Annotated in this window: 15 protein-coding genes; 5 read left to right on the forward strand and 10 right to left on the reverse strand. The window is 67.5% G+C overall.

What is annotated here, in order from left to right:
* Positions 1-139: 139 nt before the first annotated feature.
* From guaB to groES, 4 genes are all read right to left on the reverse strand, one after another.
* Positions 140-1630 carry an IMP dehydrogenase gene (gene guaB, locus FYX01_RS01605; protein WP_150236761.1) on the reverse strand — a complete coding sequence of 497 codons (1491 nt, stop codon included), beginning with the start codon at positions 1628-1630 and terminating at the stop codon, positions 140-142.
* A gap of 347 nt (positions 1631-1977) precedes the next feature.
* A complete protein-coding gene (locus tag FYX01_RS01610) occupies positions 1978-2619 on the reverse strand; it encodes a sigma-70 family RNA polymerase sigma factor (RefSeq protein WP_263363604.1) in 642 nt (213 codons plus the stop codon).
* Between the two features lie 197 nt (positions 2620-2816).
* On the reverse strand, positions 2817-4418 hold the full coding sequence (groL, locus tag FYX01_RS01615) for a chaperonin GroEL (RefSeq protein WP_150236763.1): 1602 nt from the start codon (positions 4416-4418) through the stop codon (positions 2817-2819).
* 115 nt (positions 4419-4533) lie between these two features.
* Positions 4534-4842, reverse strand: a complete 309-nt coding sequence (gene groES / locus FYX01_RS01620) for a co-chaperone GroES (protein ID WP_150236765.1) — start codon at positions 4840-4842, stop codon at positions 4534-4536.
* A gap of 336 nt (positions 4843-5178) precedes the next feature.
* Here groES and FYX01_RS01625 point away from each other — a divergent pair, with 336 nt between their 5' ends.
* Both FYX01_RS01625 and FYX01_RS01630 read left to right on the forward strand, forming a co-directional pair.
* A complete protein-coding gene (locus FYX01_RS01625) occupies positions 5179-6447 on the forward strand; it encodes a THUMP-like domain-containing protein (RefSeq protein WP_150236767.1) in 1269 nt (422 codons plus the stop codon).
* 452 nt (positions 6448-6899) lie between these two features.
* Complete coding sequence (locus FYX01_RS01630; RefSeq protein WP_150236769.1) at positions 6900-9017, forward strand: hypothetical protein; 2118 nt, start codon at positions 6900-6902, stop codon at positions 9015-9017.
* Positions 9018-9111: 94 nt separating this feature from the next.
* On the opposite strand, the gene FYX01_RS01635 is transcribed toward FYX01_RS01630, so the two are convergent.
* The 3 genes from FYX01_RS01635 to FYX01_RS01645 are packed head-to-tail and all read right to left on the reverse strand — an operon-like array spanning position 9112 to position 11356.
* Positions 9112-10080, reverse strand: a complete 969-nt coding sequence (locus tag FYX01_RS01635; RefSeq protein ID WP_150236771.1) for a zinc-binding dehydrogenase — start codon at positions 10078-10080, stop codon at positions 9112-9114.
* A 58-nt stretch (positions 10081-10138) separates the two neighbouring features.
* Complete coding sequence (locus FYX01_RS01640; RefSeq protein ID WP_150236773.1) at positions 10139-10594, reverse strand: DUF6098 family protein; 456 nt, start codon at positions 10592-10594, stop codon at positions 10139-10141.
* A 9-nt stretch (positions 10595-10603) separates the two neighbouring features.
* The gene (locus FYX01_RS01645; RefSeq protein WP_223830259.1) at positions 10604-11356 is read right to left on the reverse strand and encodes an NUDIX hydrolase; all 753 of its coding nucleotides are present in this window, start codon (positions 11354-11356) and stop codon (positions 10604-10606) included.
* Between the two features lie 117 nt (positions 11357-11473).
* Between FYX01_RS01645 and FYX01_RS01650 the strand changes: the two genes are divergently transcribed.
* The 3 genes from FYX01_RS01650 (at position 11474) to FYX01_RS01660 (ending at position 15092) form a co-directional block, all read left to right on the forward strand.
* Positions 11474-12181 (forward strand): hypothetical protein, encoded by a 708-nt coding sequence (locus FYX01_RS01650; protein WP_150236775.1) that lies wholly within the window; start codon positions 11474-11476, stop codon positions 12179-12181.
* A 125-nt stretch (positions 12182-12306) separates the two neighbouring features.
* Positions 12307-14163, forward strand: coding sequence for a hypothetical protein (locus tag FYX01_RS01655; RefSeq protein WP_150236777.1), 1857 nt, complete (start codon positions 12307-12309; stop codon positions 14161-14163).
* Positions 14160-15092 (forward strand): 5'-methylthioadenosine/S-adenosylhomocysteine nucleosidase family protein, encoded by a 933-nt coding sequence (locus FYX01_RS01660; RefSeq protein ID WP_223830260.1) that lies wholly within the window; start codon positions 14160-14162, stop codon positions 15090-15092. Before FYX01_RS01655 ends, FYX01_RS01660 begins: the two co-directional genes overlap by 4 nt.
* A gap of 224 nt (positions 15093-15316) precedes the next feature.
* Here FYX01_RS01660 and FYX01_RS01665 read toward each other — a convergent pair whose 3' ends face one another.
* From FYX01_RS01665 to FYX01_RS01675, 3 genes are all read right to left on the reverse strand, one after another.
* On the reverse strand, positions 15317-16888 hold the full coding sequence (locus tag FYX01_RS01665; RefSeq protein ID WP_150236779.1) for a carbohydrate-binding protein: 1572 nt from the start codon (positions 16886-16888) through the stop codon (positions 15317-15319).
* A gap of 484 nt (positions 16889-17372) precedes the next feature.
* Positions 17373-18557 (reverse strand): hypothetical protein, encoded by a 1185-nt coding sequence (locus FYX01_RS01670; protein ID WP_150236781.1) that lies wholly within the window; start codon positions 18555-18557, stop codon positions 17373-17375.
* Positions 18558-18564: 7 nt separating this feature from the next.
* Complete coding sequence (locus FYX01_RS01675; protein WP_150236783.1) at positions 18565-21006, reverse strand: TPR repeat domain-containing protein; 2442 nt, start codon at positions 21004-21006, stop codon at positions 18565-18567.
* Between the last annotated feature and the right edge of the window lie 13 nt (positions 21007-21019).

Below are 21019 nucleotides of genomic sequence, written 5' to 3' on the forward strand. Positions count from 1 at the left end.
ACGTTTCGATCCCCTCTGACGTGCCTCACCGGATGGTCTACCGGCGCGTTCCCTGCCACCGAGAGTCTATCGACCCAGGGCGTGGACATCGCCGGGCCGCCCGGGGGACCCCCGAGCGGCCCGGCCCGGACCTCCGGCGTCAGCGCACGTTGTAGTTGGGCGCCTCGACGGTCATCTTGATGTCGTGCGGGTGGCTCTCGCGCAGCCCCGCGCTGGTGATGCGCATCAGCTGGCCGCGCTCGCGCAGGTCGGCCACGGTGCGGGTACCGGCGTACCACATGGACTGGTGGAGGCCGCCGACCAGCTGGTGGGCGACCGCCTGGAGCGGGCCGCGGAAGGGAACCTGGCCCTCGATGCCCTCGGGGACCAGCTTGTCCTCGGAGGACACCTCGGCCTGTGCGTAGCGGTCCTTGGAGAAGGAGCGGCCGCGCATGGCGCCGAGCGAGCCCATGCCGCGGTAGGCCTTGAACTGCTTGCCGTTGATGAAGATCAGCTCGCCGGGGCTCTCCTCCACACCGGCCAGGAGGCTGCCGAGCATCACCGTGCTGGCACCGGCGGCGATGGCCTTGGCGATCTCTCCGGAGTACTGGAGCCCGCCGTCGGCGATGAGCGGCACGCCGGCCGGGCCGCAGGCCTTGGAGGCCTCCAGGATGGCGGTGAGCTGCGGGGCGCCCACACCGGCCACGATGCGGGTGGTGCAGATGGAGCCCGGACCCACACCGACCTTGACGGCGTCGGCCCCGGCGTCGATGAGCAGCTGCGCACCGGCGCGGGTGGCGACGTTGCCCGCGACGATGTCGGCGCGGGAGTTGGCCCTGAGCTTGGCGATCATGTCGGCGAGCCCGGCGGAGTGTCCGTGGGCGGTGTCCACGACGATGAAGTCGACACCGGCCTCCACGAGCCGCTTGGCGCGCTTCTCGGCCTCGGTGCCCACCCCCACGGCGCCGCCGACGACGAGGCGGCCGTCGGCGTCCTTGGTGGCGTTGGGGAACTGCTCGCTCTTGATGAAGTCCTTGACGGTGATCAGGCCGCGCAGGCGGTTCCGGCCGTCGACCAGGGGCAGCTTCTCGACCTTGTGGCTGCGCAGGAGTTCGAAGGCCTGGTCGCGGCTGACGCCGACGGGGGCGGTGACCAGGTGCTCGGTGGTCATGACGTCGCGGACCAGGCGGTCGCGGTCGTTCTCGAAGCGCATGTCCCGGTTGGTGACGATGCCGACCAGGACGCCGGTCCCGTCGGTGACGGGGACGCCGGAGATCCGGTAGTGGGCGCACAGGCGCTCGACGTCGGCGAGGGTGTCCTCGGGCTGACAGGTGACCGGATCGGTGACCATGCCCGCCTCGGAGCGCTTGACCAGGTCGATCTGGCTGGCCTGGTCCTCGACGGAGAGGTTGCGGTGCAGTACGCCCGCGCCGCCCTGGCGGGCCATGGCCACGGCCATGCGCGCCTCGGTGACGGTGTCCATCGCGGCGGACAGCAGCGGGATGCTCAGGGTGATGTTGCGGGACAGCTGGGTGGTGGTGTCCACCTCACCGGGTTGGAGGTCGGAGTAGGCCGGTACGAGGAGCACGTCGTCGTAGGTCAACCCCGGCGGCAGTACTTTGTCCCCGTAGTCGCTGTACTCCTGGCCCATGACACAACCTCCGCTTAGCCGGCACACACCTGCGCGGTCTCGCCCCCGCGTGTCGTCTCATCCTAGGTCGTGGCCCCGTGTATCCCCGGTGGAATGGGCTGTTCGACCCGTCACCCCGGCCCGAAAGTGATCAGTATCACGGTTTGGCCCGTGCCCTGGGATGGTCTCCGCGAAGGGCCTCTCCCCCTTCAACAGGCACAGGGCACCCGGTTCTTCCCGTCCCCGCGCCGCGGTCCCGCTAGTGCTGGGAGGAGTGGTGCACCGTCGGGCCCAGCGCGCGGCAGTGTCCGCGCACGCGCGGGCGGCGGGGACACGGGCGGCGACCGGCCCGGAGGTGCCCGCCGTGCTCAGGGGAGGAGGCGGTCCGCCACGGCCACCTGCCGAAGCCGAGCAATAGCTCGGTGCTGGGCGACCCGTACCGCTCCTGCCGACATTCCAAGTACATGTCCCGTCTCATCCGCTGTAAGTCCTGCGATCACCCTCATGATCAGCAGCCTTCGCTGCTGCTCGGGCAACTCGTCGAGAAGCTCCCTGGCGCGCTGGGCCTCGATGACCCGCACCGCCGACTCCTCCGGCCCCGGACCCTCGTCCGGCCGCTCGGGCACGGAGTCGGTGGACACCACTTCCACCCTGCCGGCCACGCGCAGGGTGTCGGCCACCTTGTGTGCCGCGATCCCGAACACGAAGGCCGCGAACGGGCGGCCCCGGTCCTGGTAGCGCGGTATCGCCGAGAGCAGGGCGATACACACCTCCTGGGCCACGTCGTCGGAGTAGTGGGCCAGTCCCGAGACCCGGCCGAGGCGGGCACGGCAGTACCTGACCACCATGGGGCGGACCTCGCGCAGCAGCGAGTCCATGGCCCCGTCGTCCCCCCGGACCGCGAGGGACCCCAGGTGGTTCAACCCCGTGTCGCGCGCAGCGGGGTCCGCCTCCCCGTGCGCTCCTGGCCGCTGCGCGGTAACGCCCCCCCGGGCGCCTGCATCCGTCACGTTACGAATGATGCCCCCACCACGGGACCCAACCACTCGGATCAGCAACTACAGAATGGTCACGTTTTGGGAAAATCACCCGAAAACGCCATGTGGGTCCGAGGAAAACGTGGGACCCGCGTGGTAGTGCGCGGGGGCGGGACACGACCGTGTCCCGCCCCCGAACCGGACCCCGCCGGGCCCGGACACCGCAGCCGTTAGTGGCTGTGGCCCTCGTCCTCTTCCTCCTCGGGCTTGTCCACGACCAGCGCCTCGGTGGTCAGCAGCATGCCCGCGATGGAAGCGGCGTTCTGGACGGCGGAGCGGGAGACCTTGACCGGGTCGATGATGCCCTCGGCGGCCAGGTCGCCGTAGGTGCCGGTCGCGGCGTTGTAGCCGTGGCCGACCTCCATCTCCGACACGCGGTGGGTGACCACGTAGCCCTCGGCGCCCGCGTTCTCGGCGATCCAGCGGGCGGGCTCGACCAGGGCACGGCGGACGATCGCCACACCGGTGGCCTCGTCGCCGGTCAGGCCGAGGTCGTCCAGGGCGGTCGAGGCGTGCACCAGGGCGGAGCCGCCGCCGGCGACGATGCCCTCCTCGATGGCCGCGCGGGTCGCCGAGATGGCGTCCTCCAGGCGGTGCTTCTTCTCCTTGAGCTCCACCTCGGTGGCCGCGCCCACGCGCAGGACGGACACGCCGCCCGCGAGCTTGGCCAGGCGCTCCTGGAGCTTCTCGCGGTCCCAGTCGGAGTCGCTCGCCTCGATCTCCTTGCGGATCTGGCGGACGCGGTCCTCGACCTCGGACTGCTCGCCGCCACCGTCCACGATGGTGGTGGTGTCCTTGGTGACGGTGATGCGGCGGGCCCTGCCGAGCGTGTCGACGTCGGCGTTGTCCAGGGTCAGGCCGACCTCCTCGGCGATGACCTGGCCGCCGGTGAGGACGGCGATGTCCTGGAGCATGGCCTTGCGGCGCTCGCCGAAGCCGGGCGCCTTGACCGCGGCGACGTCGAGCGTGCCGCGGATCTTGTTCAGCACCAGGGCGCCCAGGGCGTCGCCCTCGATGTCCTCGGCGATGATGAGCAGCGGCTTCTTGTTGTTCTGGAGAACCTTCTCCAGCAGGGGCAGCAGGTCGTTGAGGTTGCTGATCTTGCCCTGGTGGATCAGGACCAGCGCGTCCTCCAGCACCGCCTCCTGGCGGTCGCCGTCGGTGACGAAGTAGGGCGAGATGTAGCCCTTGTCGAACTGCATGCCCTCGGTGAAGTCAAGGTCCAGACCGAAGGTCGGGGCCTCCTCCACCGTGATGACGCCGTCCTTGCCGACCTTGTCGAACGCCTCGGCGATCATGTCGCCGATCTGGGCGTCCTGGGCGGAGTTGGTGGCGACGTAAGCGATGTCCTCGCGCTCCTCGACGGGGCGAGCGCGCTCCAGCAGGATCTCCGACACCCTGTTGGCGGCGGCGTCGATGCCCTTCTTCATGGACATCGGGGAGGCGCCGGCGGCCACGCTGCGGATCCCCTCGCGCACGAGGGCCTGGGCGAGGACGGTCGCGGTGGTGGTGCCGTCACCAGCGGTGTCGTTGGTCTTGGTGGCGACCTCCTTGACCAGCTGGGCGCCCAGGTTCTCGTAGGGGTCGTCCAGCTCGATCTCACGGGCGACGGTCACACCGTCGTTCGTGATGGTGGGGGCACCGAACTTCTTGTCGATGACGACGTTGCGGCCGCGCGGGCCGAGCGTCACCTTGACGGCGTTGGCGAGGCGGTTGACGCCCCGTTCGAGAGCGCGGCGGGCGTCGTCCTCGAACTCCAGGATCTTCGGCATAGGAATGCTTCCTCTTCGGCTGGTCAAAAAACGGGCATCCCGCCCGCCCGGCGATGTGCCGACCGGTGCGGGATGCGGATGACTCCGAGCCCGGAGTGCCGGGCCCCGTCGGGACCTACTTCTCGACGACCGCGAGGATGTCGCGGGCGGAGAGAACCAGGTACTCCTCGCCGTCGTACTTGACCTCGGTGCCGCCGTACTTGCTGTAGAGGACGACGTCGCCGATGTTCACGTCAAGGGCGATGCGCTTGCCGTTGTCGTCGAGACGGCCGGGGCCCACGGCCAGGACGGTGCCCTCCTGGGGCTTCTCCTTGGCGGTGTCCGGGATGACCAGACCGGAAGCGGTGGTCTGCTCGGCCTCCAGCGTCTGGACCACGACGCGGTCCTCCAACGGCTTCAGCACGGTCTTGGTGGCGGTCGACACGGTGTGACCTCCCCCTTCAAGGTTTGGTGTCCAGTCTTCGGCCCGAGCTGGCGCACGGACCGGTTGCGAAAAAGGGGCGACCACGGCGGCCTGTCGTCGCGGGTGCCAGACCGGCCTCGTCGCGATTAGCACTCTACCCCCGAGAGTGCCAGAATGGAAATGTGACCGTGACCCCCCGTCGGAGGCTCCCGCCCCGCCCGGGGCACCCGGCGGCCGGGCGCCCGCGCCCGGCGGAGTTCCGGTCAGACCGTCCGCGACGGCCGGCACAACCGGAACAGACGGGCCGGCCCGGGGGCACTCTTTCGCCGACCGCTCTTCGACGTCTGGGAGAAACCCATGCGCGTGCCCGCCTTCGAGGCGCTGCTCACCGACGCGGGCCGGGATGTGCTGGCGGGGATCGACCCGAAGGCCGCCACCCGTGACCGCCTGGCCGCGGCCTCCCGGCTGCGCGGCGACCCGCGCGTGGCCGCTCTCGACCCCGGTCTACCCGTCTCGGAACTGGTAAACGCGGTCCTGACCCAGGTGCTGCTGCGCGAGCGCGGCCGGGCCAAGTTCGGCGACCGCGCGGAGCGGATGTTCTTCACCCCCGACGGCCTGGAGCAGTCCACCCGGCGGGTGGTGGCCGACCACCGCGCGGAGCGGATGGCCCGGGCCGCCCCCTCCGTCCTGGACGGAGCCGCCGCGGGCGACCTGTGCTGCGGGGTCGGCGCGGACCTGCTGGCGCTGGCCGAGCGCGGCGTTCCGGTGGAGGGCGTGGACGCCGACCCGCTGACGGCGGCCGTGGCCCGCGCCAACATCGAGGCCCTCGGGCTGTCCGACCTGGCCCGGGTCCGCGAGGGCGACGCCACCGGGACCTCCCCCGGCCGGTACCCGCTGCTGTTCTGCGATCCCGCGCGGCGGGGCGGACGCGGCCGGGTGTTCGACCCGGCGGCCTACTCCCCTCCGTGGGACGTGGCGGCCGGGCTGGCCGCCGCCGCGGGCGCGGCCTGCCTCAAGGCCGCTCCGGGCATCCCGCACGAGGCGCTGCCCGAGGGGGCGGCGGCCGAGTGGATCTCGGTGGACGGGGAGCTGAAGGAGACGGCGCTGTGGTTCGGCGCGCTGGCCGGAGGACCGCGGCGCAGGGCGACGGTGCTGCACGAGCGGGAGGGGCTGCTGGCCCGCGAGGGCGCGGTGGCGCGTCTGGACGCCGATCCCGACCTGGGCCCGGCCCCGGTGGCCGCGGCCCGGCGCTACCTGTACGACCCGGATCCGGCCGTGGTGCGCTCGCACCTGGTGGCCGAGGCGGCGGCCAGGGTGGACGGCGCCCTGCTGGACGAGCGGATCGCCTACTTCACGGCGGACACGATGGTCGTCTCGCCGCTGTGGCGGGTGCTGGAGGTCGTGGAGGTGCTGCCGTTCTCCCTGAAACGGCTGCGCTCAGAGGTACGCAAGTTGAATGCCGGAACGGTGACGGTCAAGAAGCGGGGATCGGCGGTGGACACCGAGAGACTGCGCCGGGACCTGCGGGCGTCCGGCCCGGAGTCGGTGACGGTCGTGCTCACCCGGATCGGCGAACGGCCCTTCTGCCTGCTGTGCCGCGAGGTCAGGGGCCCGGTCGCGGGCTGAGGGAGCGGGCGCGGAGGCGAGGGTGTCCGTGCGCGGGACGACGCGTGCGGCGCGGGGGCGAGCGCGGCCGGGAGCCGTTTCCCGAAGCAACGGGTCACGGAGAAGGACCAGCGGGTCACGAAGGGGGCCCAGATCGTTACCTTCCGGACCCAGATCTTTGGCCGCTCCCCGGGGAGGGAGCGGCCGGTGTCGTTAAACTGGCGACCGCTGAATTCTTTCCCTTCTCATGGATTCACCCGGAAGGCCATGGTTGTTTGATCCGCCCCGCGGTTCGACCAGAACATGGACCCCGCCTCTTGTGTATACACACAGTTACACTCTAATTACGACGAGGCAGTATTGGTGCGGGAGCGCCGCCCGCCCGGGGACCATCGAGAACCCGTCCCGTCCGGAACCACCGTCCTTTCCCCTCGGACAGGCACGGGAGCGCCAGAAAAATAAGGAGCACCTCGGTGGAACAGACCAATCACAACTTCCTCAACGGGGGAGGCCAGGCCGGGATCTCCGACCGGATGCGCGACCTGCTCTCCCAGGCGGCTCAGGAGCACGTCTCCGACCAGAAGTCGCAGGGCGCCGTCAGTGAGGAGATGCGCCAGCGCCTCGAAGGCATGGAATGGCTGCTCCGCGAACTGCGCGAGCGCGAACTCGCCTCCCTCTCCGAGTCGGTCGCCACGGTCAACAGCCGCGTCGACGACTTCCTGGCCCGTCCGCCGGAATGGGCCGAGACCCTGGCCGAGCACATAGAGGTCGTCGGCCAGCAGGTCAAGCCCCTGTCGGACCTGCCTTCCCTGCGTGCGGACACCAACCGCGTCGCGGGGCACCTGGACACCGCGCTCACCCGCCTTCAGCGGATGGCCGAGACCGGCAACCGCACCGCCGAGCAGGTCACCGAGCTCGGGGAGCGCCTCAACGGGCTGAGCGACACCTTCGGGGAGCGCCTGGACGCCCTCGACACCGCGCTCGCCTCCCTCACCGCCAAGACCGAGGCCGTCGAGACGTCGCTGTCGGCGCTGTCGAAGGCCTCCGACAGCCGCCACGAGGCCCTCACCACCGGGCTGGCCGAGAGCCGCACCGAGCTGACCGAGGCCCTCGCGAGCGGGAGGGCGGAGATCGCCGAGGCCCTGTCCGAGGGCCGCACCGAGCTGGCCGAGGCCGTCGCCGCCAGCCGCGAGAGCCTCACCTCCGCCGTCAACGAGAGCCGCGAGGCCCTCACCGCGGCCGACACCCGGCTGAGCGAGTCCGTCACCGCCAGGCTGGAGGAGACCTCCGTCGAGCTGAGCACGCTCGTCGAGGAGCGCACCGACCGGCTGCGCACCTCCTTCGAGGAGCGCACCGCCGAGCAGCACAAGACCCTGCTGTCCCGCCTGCAGGAGAACACCGGCGAGCTGGGCGAGCGCACCACCGCCCTGGCCGAGGAGCTGGGCGCTCTGGCCACCGCCTCCGGCGAGCGCCACGAGGCCCTCGCCACCAAGCTCACCGAGAGCGTCGGCCACCTCAGCACCCAGGCCGAGGAGAACAACGCCGAGACCACCGCGGCCGTCGCCGACGTCACAGGCTCGCTCGCCAAGCTGCGGGAGAAGCACGAGTCGTCGCTCACCGAGCTGCGCACCCACCTGCGCCAGCGCCTGACCGAGCTCAACGAGCAGATGGAGCTGGGCCGCACCGAGACCCGGGAGCACGCCGAGGCCACCTCCGAGCGGCTGCGCGAGGCGATGGCCGAGCGCACCGACGCCCTGGGCACGCGGATCACCGAGGACGCCGAGCGCGTCACCGCCGACTTCGCCGAACTGCGGGAGTCCGTCCGTGAGAACGGCGACAGGCTCTCCACCGAGTCCGAGGAGCGCTCGCAGGCGCTGACCGAGACGCTCACCGAGCAGGTGGAGGCTCACCGGACGGCCCTGGACGAGCGGCTGGAGCGCCAGCGCGAGTCGATCACCGGCAAGGTCGACAACCACCTGTCGCAGATCACCGGCAAGGTGGACCACGAGCTGGGCCGCCTCACCGACCGCTTCGACACCTTCGAGGGCCACTTCGAGGGGAGCTTCGAGAGCGTCGAGGGCAAGATCGACCGCATCGACGGCCGTATCGACGGCGTCAACGGACGCCTGGACGGCCTGGACGGCCGGGTCAACGGGGTCGAGGGCCAGTTCGAGGGCGTCAGCGGGCACTTCGAGGGCGTGGACGGCCGCATGGAGGCCCTCGACGACCGGTTGGAGGCGCTCAACCAGCGGCTCAACCAGCTGCCGCAGACCATGGAGGTCAGCGAGCTGCACCGCCGCCTGACCGAGCTGGTGGACCGGCCGCAGCTGGACCACAGCGGCAGGCTGGACGAGATCGACGAGCACGTCACCTCGTCCGTGACGCCGGTGCTGCGCGAGCTCAAGCAGCGTCCGGACCGGCACGAGATGGAGGAGACCGTCACCGAGGCGGTCGAGAACTCCCACGACGACATCACCAAGCGGTTCACCTCCCTGGAGGAGACCGTGCTGGCCCTGGCCGAGGCGCTGCTGCGCCCGGGGCGGGACGGCAAGAAGAAGCGCCGCCACGACGATGACGAGGACGACGAGTAGGCCGCCGTCCGCCCGGTGACCACCGGGCGGGCACGGACCGGTGAGGGGCCGGGGCGCCGCGGGGCGCCCCGGCCCCTTCGCCTGTCCGGAGGCGTCAGACCGTGAAGACGATCTTGCCGAACTGCTCCCCGTCGGCCATGGCCTGGAAGCCCTCCTTCGCCCTCGCCAGGGGCAGCACCCGGTCGATCTCGGGGCGCACGCCCGTGCGGGCGCACATCCGGGCCAGGGAGTCCAGCTCCTGCTTGGTGCCCATGGTGGAGCCGATGACCCTCAACTGGAGGAAGAACACCCGGTTGAGCTCGGCCGGGGGCGCGTCCCCGCTGGTGGCGCCGCAGGTGATCACGGCGCCGCCCGGCTTCAGGGAGCGCAGGGAGTGCGCCCAGGTGGCCTGGCCGACCGAGTCGAAGACCGCGTCCACCCTCTCCGGCAGGCGCTCACCCGTGGGCAGTGCCGCGTGGGCGCCCAGGGAGAGGGCCCTGGTCCGCTTCTCCTCGCTGCGGCTGGTGGCGTAGACGCGGTGCCCGACCTGCGCCGCCAGGCGGATGAGCGCCCCGGCCACCCCTCCCCCGGCGCCCTGCACCAGCACCGTAGAACCGGGCCGCAGGTCAGCCTTGCCGAAGAGCATGCTGTAGGCGGTGAGCCACGCGGTGGGCAGGCAGGCGGCCTCCTCGAAGGTCAGCTCCGCCGGTTTGGGCACCAGGTTGCCGCGGGGCACCAGGACCCTCTCGGCGAAGGTGCCGTCGTGGACCTCCGAGAGCAGGGAGCGATGGGGATCGCGGGTCTCGTCGCCGCCCCCGGTGGACGGGTCCCCGATCACCCCGTGCACGATGACCTCGTCGCCGTCCTCGTCCACCCCGGCGGCGTCGCAGCCCAGGACCATGGGCAGGCTCTTCTCGCTGAGCCCGACCCCGCGCAGGCTCCACAGGTCGTGGTGGTTGAGGGAGGCGGCCCTGACGTCGACCGTCGTCCACCCCTCGCGGGGCCCGGGGTCGGGGCGCTCGCCCGCCTCCAGGCCGGAGACGGGGTCCTCGGGTGCGATGCGTGCTGCGGTGATAGCGAACATAACCCGAAGCCAACCACGGCGACCGAACCCGGTTCCACCCCGGGAGGGGCCAGCCCCCCTACGGATCCGTCGGCTTCCGCCCCGCCTCGAAGTGCCGCCTGTACCGGTCCAGCGCCTCCCCCATCACGTCCTCGGAGAGGTAGGCGATCGGCCGGACGTCGTCCAGGAGCGGTTCGTGGTCCGGGCCGTGGGCGACGGTGCGCCCCTGGAGCACCCACCCGCACCGCTCCGGGTCCTCCTCCACCAGAGAGGCGTACTTGCGGACCTGGCGGGCGAGCCAGTCCTCCAGCGGACGGGTCCACCAGGGCTCCGGCGTCAGGACGGTGACCGAGAGCCCGGGGAGTTCGAGCCCGCTCTCGTAGTCCTTGCTCACCGAACGGCGGTCCTGGTCGGGACCGTCGGAGTAGCGCAGGTAGAGGCGGTCGCGCCCGGAGACGAGCTCCGCCAGTCCGGCCAGGCCGGTGACGGTCGGCAGGGGTGTCCGCGCGCCGTCGCGCTGAGAGGTCGCGTCCATACGGCCCGACTACCCCGGTCGGCGCGGACCGACACGAGCCTGTCCGGCGACGTCGCCGGAGCGCAGGAGCGGCGGGTACAGCTCCCGGGCGCCGCCGAACCGGTACAGGGCGGCGGGACGCCCCGCCTCGGCGGCGCGGCGCTCGCCCGTGGGCTCCACGAACCCCGCCGTCCTGGTGACCTTGCGGCGGAAGTTGCTGGGGTCCAGGGCGATCCCCCAGATCACCTCGTAGACCCGGCGCAGGTCGCTGATGGTGAAGGGCTCCCGGCAGAAGCTCACGGCCACGGTGGTGTACTCCAGCTGGGAGCGCGCGCTCTCGACCGCGTCGGCCAGGATCCGGCCGTGGTCGAAGGAGAGGCCGAAGCCCGGGTCGAGTGCCCTGTCGGCCGGCACCCACACGGCGTCGGCCGCGTCGGTCCCCGCGACGGGAACGGGCAGGTCCGGCCCCAGCGCCAGGTAGGCCACGGTGATCACCCGGCCCCTCGGATCGCGGCCCGGGTCGCCGTAAGCCCCCAGCTGTGCCAGGTGCAGCGTGCGCCCGTCCAGTCCGGTCTCCTCGCGCAGCTCGCGAAGGGCCGCCCCGTCCAGGCCCTCGTCCGGCCGCACGTACCCGCCCGGTAGCGCGCTGCGGCCGAGGAAGGGGGCCTTGCCGCGTTCGACCAGGAGCACCTGGAGGGCGTCGCCACGGACGGTGAAGATGACGAGGTCGACCGTCACGGAGACCGGAAACCGGGGCATCTCGGGCGCTACTGCGGTGTTCATCCCCTCAACCTACTAAAAGTCTACTTGACCAAAACCATGGACTTCATTATGGTCAGTTTGACTAGAAAAGTCTTCGAGATGCCACGGACCCACCGGAACGCACGCGGGGAGCACGTCTTGACGGAGTTCATACTCGGGATCACCAGTTCGCTGGTGGCGACGGGCGCGGCCCTCGGGCTCGGGTGGCTGCTGTCCCGGCGGGCCCGGTGGTGGCTCCTGGCGGTGGTCTCCGGGCTCAGCGGCCTCGGAGCCCTGCGGGTCCACCGGCACCAGGACGACGCGAAGCCGGCGCTCTCCGAGGAGATCGGACGGGCGCGCTGGCTGCGCGTCATGGTCGGGCGGGGGAACGAGCTCACCCGGGACGGCTTCGCGCCGCTGTGGACCGGCGGAGGACGGCCGCCGGACTCCGTCCGGGTGCTCCTGCCCGACCCCTCCCGCCCCGCGTACGGCGGTTCCCCGGGCGCCTCCGACGCGGAGGAGAACTGGCTGGCGCGGAGGGAGCGCGAACTCATGGAGGTCGATCCCGGCTTCGGCCCCGGCCTGCTCTCCGAGCAGGTGCTCGCCAACTTCCGCTACCTGGCCGAGGCGACGCGGGGAGCGGAGAACACAGAGATCCGCTTCTACGACCTCCCGAACCTGTACCGGATCATCGCCACCGACAACACCGCCTTCATCACGCTCTACGAGAGCGCCGTACACGGACGTCACTCGCCGTGTATCGTCGCGCACCGATCGGGCAGCCTGTACGACTTCGCGCTGCGGATCTTCGACACCGCCTGGGACTCCGCGCGGGCCCCCGGCAGCGCCCCCTCCCCGGGCTCCTGAGGTCACCTGGGCCCACTGCCGGAAAGACCACTCAGGAGTGGACCAGTGCCCCGCTTCCACACCCTCCAGCCATCCGCCACCGGACACCGGCGCCTCCGTGTGGCCGGAGCCCGAAGGAGCTTGCCGTGATCCCACGAGAAACCGAGCAGAACGGACAGGGCACCGTCCCACCCGTCACCGCGCACAGTATCGAGGCGGTGGCCGGAGCCCCCGACACGCGCGACGCCACCTCACTGCTGAGCTACGCGGCCTGGACGGACGCCGCCTTCCGTGCCGACGTGATCAGGGAACGGGTGGAGAACCCCCATCGAACCCCGGCCCGAGAACCCGGTCTGGACGCCGAAGCGGTCGTCGAGGAGTGCAGGAGGGCCCGCAACGTCCGGGCGATCGCGGGAGCCGGCTTCATCGGGGCCGCCCTCGTCCTTGTGCCGTTCAACCTCCCCGCCGCCCTCACCGCCCTTCTGACCGCCCTCCTGGCCGTCCTCCTGGGTCCGGCCGCGCCGTACCGTGCCGTACTCGTCGGCGGGCGGCCCCCCGGGAACGTCCTCGGCTGGCTGGTCCTCACGGTCATCGCCTGCGTCGTCGGCCTCTACTTCGTCTGGCCCTACTTCTCCGGGCTCCTGAGCGCACCGTCCCCGGGTTCCGGGGTCGAGGCCCTGCCCGAAGGGTACGACCGGCTGCCCGATCCCGACGCGGACACGTACGGCAGCGCGGTGGGCGGCCTGATCCCCTTCTGGCTGGCCCTCCTGCTCCTGCTCGCCGTCACCGTGGGCATCGGCTACTGGATGCGGTCGAGGACCAACATCACGCTCAACTCCATCCGGGAACACGCGGAGACGCCCTGGAGGAGCAGCGGTGTCGGCACCGTACCGGTGGCCTTCTACAACGGCTTCATGCCCTTCGTGGGAACCGGTGTGCATCACGGCTCCTGGCCGGTGACACTCGAACTGGCCCCCCTCGAAAAGGACCGACCCCATGCGCCGGAGGAGCCGGCCGGCACCGCGGACCCCGCCGCGGTCCTCTCCACCGCCCCGGACGGGCACTCCGGGGACGACCCCGCCCGGAAGGCCCCGTCCGTGACCGACGCGGCCCTGGTCGAGGGCCTCTACGCCAGGCTGCGCACGGAGCTGCCCAAGCTCTCCGGTACCGAGGAGGTGCGGAGCGGAACCCGGCGCGAGGTCGAGGTGGCCGACTGCGTCTTCCTCCCCGGCCTGCGGCAGGACGACGTCACGGACCTGGTCCCGGTGCTGGTCGACCCCGACCGGCGGAAGCTCCGCGAGGAGTGGGTCAGCGGGCTCGCCGGCGCCTCCCACGAGCGGGTCAGGCATTTCCTTGAGGTCGGGGTCAGCATGTGGGAGGGCCAGATCGTGGTGACGGCCTTCGTCCGGCTGTCCGTCCGGGGCGGTCTGCTGCACATCGAGGGCGAGACCATGATCCTGCCCCCGGTCTCGCGCGAATACCGGATTCCCTCCGACCCGCTTCCCACGGATCTGGAGCCGGGGGACATGCCGCAGCTGCTCTGGGAGTCCTTCCTCGGCGTCGTGAACGACCTCTGGAACAACTCCGCCGAAACCGCGGCCTGGCTCCGGTCCAGGTACGCCGCAGACAGGAACCGCGGAAAGCACGACCGGGCCCGGGAGCACGGGGAGTTCTTCGACTACTCCCCCCGGATGGGCCTCCGGGAGCGCTCGGCCACAGGAAAGTTCCAGCAGCTGTTCCAGTCGCACGACGTCCGCCGTGTCACCAGGGGCATCCAGGGCAAGGTGCTGTCCTGCGTGCTGGACGTGCTCAAGGAGGCGGGCTACGACACCGGAGAGGTCTCCCAGGTCATCCAGAACATCCACACCAACTACAACAGCCAGGTGTTCGGCGGACAGCAGAACATCACCGGCCCGAACGCCAACGTCGCCGAGACCACCTTCAACTCCCCGGGGCACGGGACGGCTGGTCCCAAGGACACGGGCGTGAGGACGACGAAGTGAACGGCGACACGGGCGACGGCCACGGCGGCCAGGTGTTCGGCGGACAGCAGAACATCACCGGCCCGAACGCCAACGTCATCGGAACCACCTTCAACTGGAAGCCCTCCGCTCCCGCACCGCCCCCGGCCGCCCGGCCCGGTTTCCGGGAGCGCCTCCAGGACGGGAGCGGCGCCGTGGCGGACGCGGTGGTGATCACGGCGCTCGCCGCCGAGTACGCGGCGGTGGACAGGCACCTGTCCGAGCCGTTCGGTGAGGTGAACGCACGCGGGACGCTGTTCCGCACCGGCACCCTGCTCGGCTCCCACAGGACCCGCCGGGTCGCCCTGGCCGAGGTCGGCCCGGGCAACGTCGACACGGGCGTCCAGGTGGAGAGGGCTCTCACGGCCTTCGACCCCGGAGTGCTCCTGTTCGTCGGAGTCGCCGGCGGGCTCAAGAAGGACGTGCGGCTCGGCGACGTCGTGGTCGCCGACGCGGTCTACGACTACGAGACGGGCAAGGACGGCGAGGAGGACTTTCGCCCCCGGGCCAAGACCGCGGCCCCCTCCCACGACGCCGTGCAGCGGGCCAGGGAGGTGGCCGCACGCGGTGAGTGGCGGCGGCGGGCGCTGTCCGGTCCGCTACCGGACGCGCCCCGCGCCTTCGTCAAGCCGATCGCGGCGGGCAGCACGGTCGTGGGCCACGAGCGCTCGCGCACCGCCGAGCGCCTGCGGCGCTACTGCGGGGACGCGCTTGCTGTGGAGATGGAGGGCTACGGGTTCCTGCGCGGCGCCCACCTGGCCTTCGGCACCCACGCCCTCGTGGTCCGGGGGATCTCGGACATGCTCAGCGACAAGACCGAGGGCTCCGACCGCCTGTGGCAGCCCATCGCCGCCGCGCACGCGGCCGCCTTCGCCTGTGAGTTCCTGGACCTGTTCTCCCCCGGGAAGTAACTCAGGGGAAGGCGGTGGTGGAACCGGCCGGTCCATCCGGTTCGTCCGAACGGACCGGCCGGGGTCATCGCCGCCCCCGCGGTCCTCGACCGTCTCGGTGCCCGCGCCCCGTTCGACCGAACGGTGCGCGGGCCCTGGCCACGGCCGGGCTCCCGGCGGCGGGGTCGGTCCGGGGTGCCGGTCGGGGCGGCACCCGGACCGGGGAAGCCGGTTGCCGGGGTCGGTTACGGCGTTACCTGGCTGCCACCCAAGGTGACGACGAGGCGGCCGTCCTGTGTGAAGGACCAGCCCAGGGCACCGGTGTACGAGGAGCACCGGGACCCGTTCGAGCCGGACCAGAACTGGTTCGAGCCGTCGGCGTCTCCGGAGAACCTGTCGGTCGACCCGCTGTCGCACGAGGTGTTGTCCCGGAACACCGAGGAGCCGCCGTCGAAGTTGAAGTTGCGCTCCTCGTTGCCGATGCTGATGTTGTCGGACACCGTCATCGTGCCGGGGTTCCTGTTGTAGGTGAACCCGTGCTTGCCGTTGTCGTAGGCGATGCTGCGCCTGATGACGTGGTCGACCGCGATGTCCTCGCCGCCGAGCTTGTAGCCGTTGCGGTCGCCGTTCCCGGCCTGGGAGCCGTCGCTGAGGGTGCCGTTCTCGTAGGCGAGGGAGTCCTCGATGGTCACGGCGCCGATGGGGCCGGTCTCGGTCTTGGTGTAGAGGTCCCAGCCGTCGTCGATGTTGTTGTGGGCCACGGTGTGGCGGAAGACGTTACCGGGGCCGGAGGTGAGCTTCGCGGCGAAGCCGTCGGCGTCCTCACCGTCGGAGTCGACGTTGTCGTGCGACTCCGCGCTCAGGATGAGGTTGTCGGAGGGCCACTCGCTCTCGGGGGTGCTGGAGGAGCGCCGCGAGATCTGCAGCCCCGTGTCGCGGTTGAAGCGCGTCACCGTGCGCTCGATGACGTTGCCGCTGCCGCCGACGAAGATGCCGTTGTCACCGGCGTTCTGGACGATGACACCGTAGACGTGCCAGTACGACCCGTTCACCGCGAGTCCGCGGTTGGACGAGTCCTCGCTCTGGGCCGAGAAGTCCAGCACCGGGGTCTCGCCCGGGTAGGCGGACAGTTCCGTGCGGTCGCCCGAGGTGCCGTCGTCGCCCTGCGGGATGGTGACCGTGTCCGAGAGGCCGTAGGTCCCACCGCGCAGGTAGATGGTCCCGCCGGGGGTGACGCGGTCGATCGCCGAGGTGAGCGTCGTCGGGTCCGACTCCGTTCCGTCCGCGCTCGCGCTGCCGCCCGGCGCCGCGTACAGCGCGGAGCCCGGCGGCGGCGGTGTCGTGTCGCCGTCCACCTCGACGTCGAGGTGGTCGAGGTTGGGCAGGCCGTTGCCGCTGGTGGGGTCGAGCCGGACGGTGTTGCCGCCCGGGTTCAGCGGCACCGTGAGCGTCTTCGTCGTCCACGTGTCCCACGCGCCGGTGCCCTCGAACGACGCCGACGTGGCCGTCGAGCCGTTCACCACGACGTCCGCGGGCCGTGCGGTGGTGGTTCCGTTCGCGAAGCGGACCGTCAGCGTCGCCGTGCCCGGGTCGGGGGCGTTCACCGTGAACTGGGCGTAGGCGCCGTCCTCGTTGGTGCCGTTGCAGAATCCGCCGCCGGAGTAGCCGGACCAGTCGGAGTCGATGGTGCCGGTACAGATCGCCGGGGAGTCCTCGGCCTCGTAGCGGGTGGTCTCGGCCTGAGCCGCGCTGCCGGACAACGCGACGAGCGTGCCGGCCAGCAGGCCGACGCACGCGATGACGGGTCTCAGGTGCATTGTTCGTCTCCAGTTGGTTGCGGGGGGTCGATGAAGGAGCGGCCGGAGAGTCGCGCGGGGAGTACCCCGGCAGGAACGGACCGGATCGCCGGACATCGCTCCAAGGCTGGAAAGCGCTTTCTTTGGAGGACGTTAAATGCTTGCGACGAACGCGTCAACAGTCTTGTACTCGGCTCTCCTCCGTGTTATGGGAAAAGAGCGAATACGTGGTCAGGGAGCGAGGGCCGGGCATGGAATCCCCGCCACGGAAAATTGTTTTCCAGCCCGGGAGTCCCGCACCGACGAGGTCAGGGGCCGTCAGATTCGGGGAAGGGGCCGGCTTCCCCAGAGGGATTGGGAGAACGCCGACCGCGTCCGCGCTGCCTCTTGTGCGAGGAAAGGCGGGATGGTCCTATGAACCTATCTGGGCCAGGGCTTCCAACAGCAGGTTTCGGAAATCTTCATCTGGACCTGTTACTACCACAAGCAATAATAAACCCGGAAACTAAGTAGATTCAACGATAATATCGTGCAATGCGGAGATCTTGGCATTGGCTCCGCCAGCCCACCCATCTGGTGTCATGGGAAGCCTACCTCCCTCCTTGTCATCGCCTCCAACAAGGAGAACCTCTTCATCAAGTTCCTGCCTAGCTATTTCTCCCTCTTCATAGAGTCTATGAGCTGTCTGGAGAATGAGTCGAGCATTCAACTCTTGCTCACTGTCAAAGATAACGACATTCTCAGGAGTGACACCATTCGTATCATTTGGCGCCTGAATATAACCCTCCAATGAATCTCCCGCTGTCCAGAATATCGCACTGCCACTTCGCCCAGTTCTCCCAGAAATAAGAGAATACTGCCCATCGAATTCATTTCCAACAATTGCCCTGATGGGATCGTCTTCCCCTCCTGCTACAGTCATCGCAGAGAATGAGAACGTCCTGGGCAGCTCAGTCCCGTCCCATCCGTAACCCCAGAGGACATTCCCTGAAGCAGAGTCAATCCCTGAGACGCTGACTCTGCCCTCGCCAAGGCATGTGGAAAATATAGAAACCGTATCATTGATCGATTCGATTTGGACTTCTTCCGCTTTCCCACCAGTACAGTCACCGGCAGGGTCGAAGGACCATAGGGATTCATCCCCCAGGAGGCTGCGTGCCTCCACAATCCCTTCCCCTGAAAGAACCAGGCGTGCTCTGTTCGACAATCCGAATTCACGATTCCCAGTTTCCTGAGCATCATAGGAGCTCTCCACGTTCCCGCTCAGAGTATCAATGACCACAACCCTCAATGCATCCTCATGGGCTTCCTCAGCACCGAAGAAGAGGACGGCTTTCTCTCCATTCGGGGTCATCAATGTCTCGGCAAGTAGATCTTCGCCACGATAGAACCATCGTTCTTTGAAAGGATCAATACCAACTGAAACCACACCGTGCTCAAGAACCAATACAGCTCCTCCCTTTGCGGGCTCTACCGAAATCACCTCCTCCCCACTGTCTTCTTCGAAGAGTCTCCTAACCTCTTGTACATCTAGCACCGAACGCACCACTCCTCCGCCTTCTTCAGAGGCATCCAAAATCGCATGGTTAAACTCGAACCGATCAGACATAATGAAAGCAAGGGCAGCTACCAGGACAAGAGCAGATCCAGCCGAAAGAGCGACATAGAAATTCTTCAATGGAACAGACATATATTATCTACTCTTCTTCCAGGTTGCTCTTATAAAGGTTGGGGGCATAGGAGCCCTCATAAGAGGCAATATATTCCATGACGTCGCCTTTCAGAGGTTCTCCATCAACAGAGGCAGCATGAAGGATGTCCGCAAGGGAACCGATCTTTGCGGCAGCTCCATCCCACTCTTGGGTGGTCACCGGCAAGCGCTCGTTACCTTGAGCATCCATGATGAGGAGGCGCTCCTCTCTCAGGGTTTCAGTATCAATGATCCCCATTTCCAAGAAAACGTTCGCCATTTGTAGGGTAGTGTGGTCCGTCTCAGACTGCGGATCATGCAAAATGAAGTCTCCAGCAGCAGTTGCTTCTCCGTTCTTATCCTCCAGGAGGTAGGAACTAGGAATACTCTCCTGAATCCTCGCCTCAGCAAACTCCGTATACTTTGTGTTCAGCACTTCGACAAGGGCTTCTGTGGCAACCGACGTCACAGGACCGCCACTAATCCTGTCAGTGATCAAGCTAGAAAAGATCCCGTATGCAGTCTCCCATTTTTCTTGTGCAGACTCCCTAGCCTTTGTAATCTCCTCCTCTCTATCAAGATGCTCTTGGATGATTGCATTTGTCATCATCTCCCTGAGGTCACCAGCGGTCGTACCACTCGCCTGAGCTCCTACTCCAGGGTTTTTAAAAGTCTCTTCAATAATCCTCCACTCTTGGGCTTCCGTTGCCACAAGAACTCGGGGAGAGACTTCCTCATTCGCGACGAGCAACTGCATAAACTTTTCTCTAACATCAGCAGGAATAAGGAGAACATCATCCCCCGGGGCATGGAAGGGCAAGGAGCCAGGTTTGTGATTGAAGATCTCCTGATAACCGTCCTGGTTATGATCAAGAGTAAAGTCATCAATAAAAGATATATAGATATCAGCGAATCCGTCTGCGAGGCTGGAATTCAGCTCTGCTACAGACACGTTCTCATTTCCTTCCACCTTCTCCCCTGTTCCGAAGAATAGATTATCCTCCCCCTCAGTACCAGCAAGCATTGAGATGAATCTGTGCGCGGCCTTTCCAGCCATCTCGACTTCTTCCGGAGATCCGTACTCGCGGACAGTAGCAATCCAATCAGTGAACCTACTTATCGATTCCCCCTCATCTCCCCACTCATGCGAGTACATTTTTTCAAAGAAAACTTCAGGGGCAATGGACTGGTTGGCTTCGTGCATCTCATAAGGAGCACCGTCAGGGTAAACTCCAGTAATGAGGATGTAGTTTGCATCATTGTTCTTAGAGGCAACATCGATCATATTCTCGAAATGGTACTCTTCGAGCTTTCCGCCCACATGTTCGAGCATACGTGCGCTAGAACTGGCAAGCTCAACCGAGAATTCTGTTCCTCCGATGATGCTCGGCCCAGAACTCCCCAGGAACTCGCTTAGAAGGATATAGTTATCCTTCCAATCAAGTGCTTCAGGGTAAAAGGACGCCCCTGGCATCGGACCAACGACCGTATCTATCACATCCTGTGGAAGGTACTCCATCCCTCCCCCGATGCTTTCGTCAGAGAGGAACAGCATCGAGTTTGCCATGTTACGATTGATATCGTTCTTCGTTTGATCATCAATGTGTTCGCTCTCGTTTAGGAGTCCAAGGAAGTCCAGAAAACCCTGAGAAGATGTTCCTCCGTTCTCCCCTTCAACATATCCGCCTTTTTCCTCCATCTCGGAAAAAAGTTCTTCAAGGAAATCTATTTCATTCTGGTCTAGCTTCTCCCCGTTCTTCTGAGCATCAAGAGCCTTGAGAACCAACGCATTCAGAAGAGCCAATTGGCCATCCAGAGAGTTAAGCGCACCGCCGTTCCCCGAAGCAGCTGAGTCAAACAAGTCCGCCATCGTGGCGGCATCGGATTCATCGAAGTAAAAGTAGTCGACGTCACCGGTTGTGTAATAGGCGATATCACCGCCGAGGTGCCCTGCTTCGATCAATTCCTTGATGTTTTCAGGAGTGGGGCCTTCTCTGAGCCGTTCTTCGGTGGTCTCGCACTTACCTTCCAGCTTTTCCCAGGCTTCAGTGGCTCGTTCGTTGTGTCTCACCACGACGGCACTGCGAATGCTTGCGTCATCCACCTCGTTTCCGGTGGAAGGCGAAGATCCCAAGGCTGTTGCCAGGTCGGCCTTGATGGTCTCGATCTCGTTCTCGTACCACTCAACGTCCGAGATGACTTTTTGGATAATGCCATAGGCATGGATGCACGCCATCATCGCGCTACTCCATGCCTCCTGGTTCTCCGTGGCCACACTCTTGAGGCTCTCCCCGACCAGGCCCTCGAAATGCGTCGCTACCGGTTCGGCGATGGTGCTGAACTCTCCGGACCGGCCACTGATCTTGGTATGGAGTTCCTGAAAGGTTTCGGCGTGAGAGCTAAGGGCTCCGGTGTCGATTTCACACTCGGTGTAGCTGAGGGTGTACATACGCCTTTTTCGA

The sequence above is a fragment of the Nocardiopsis quinghaiensis genome (assembly GCF_008638365.1).
In the GTDB taxonomy this organism is placed as follows: domain Bacteria; phylum Actinomycetota; class Actinomycetes; order Streptosporangiales; family Streptosporangiaceae; genus Nocardiopsis; species Nocardiopsis quinghaiensis.

Coding starts and splice junctions, on each gene's coding strand:
- groL (WP_150236763.1), bottom strand. CDS start 4,418: ATGCCGAAGATCCTGGAGTTCGAGGACGACGCCCGCCGCGCTCTCGAA.
- guaB (WP_150236761.1), bottom strand. CDS start 1,630: ATGGGCCAGGAGTACAGCGACTACGGGGACAAAGTACTGCCGCCGGGG.
- FYX01_RS01675 (WP_150236783.1), bottom strand. CDS start 21,006: ATGTACACCCTCAGCTACACCGAGTGTGAAATCGACACCGGAGCCCTT.
- FYX01_RS01635 (WP_150236771.1), bottom strand. CDS start 10,080: ATGTTCGCTATCACCGCAGCACGCATCGCACCCGAGGACCCCGTCTCC.
- FYX01_RS01640 (WP_150236773.1), bottom strand. CDS start 10,594: ATGGACGCGACCTCTCAGCGCGACGGCGCGCGGACACCCCTGCCGACC.
- FYX01_RS01665 (WP_150236779.1), bottom strand. CDS start 16,888: ATGCACCTGAGACCCGTCATCGCGTGCGTCGGCCTGCTGGCCGGCACG.
- FYX01_RS01625 (WP_150236767.1), top strand. CDS start 5,179: ATGCGCGTGCCCGCCTTCGAGGCGCTGCTCACCGACGCGGGCCGGGAT.
- FYX01_RS01645 (WP_223830259.1), bottom strand. CDS start 11,356: ATGAACACCGCAGTAGCGCCCGAGATGCCCCGGTTTCCGGTCTCCGTG.
- FYX01_RS01670 (WP_150236781.1), bottom strand. CDS start 18,557: ATGTCTGTTCCATTGAAGAATTTCTATGTCGCTCTTTCGGCTGGATCT.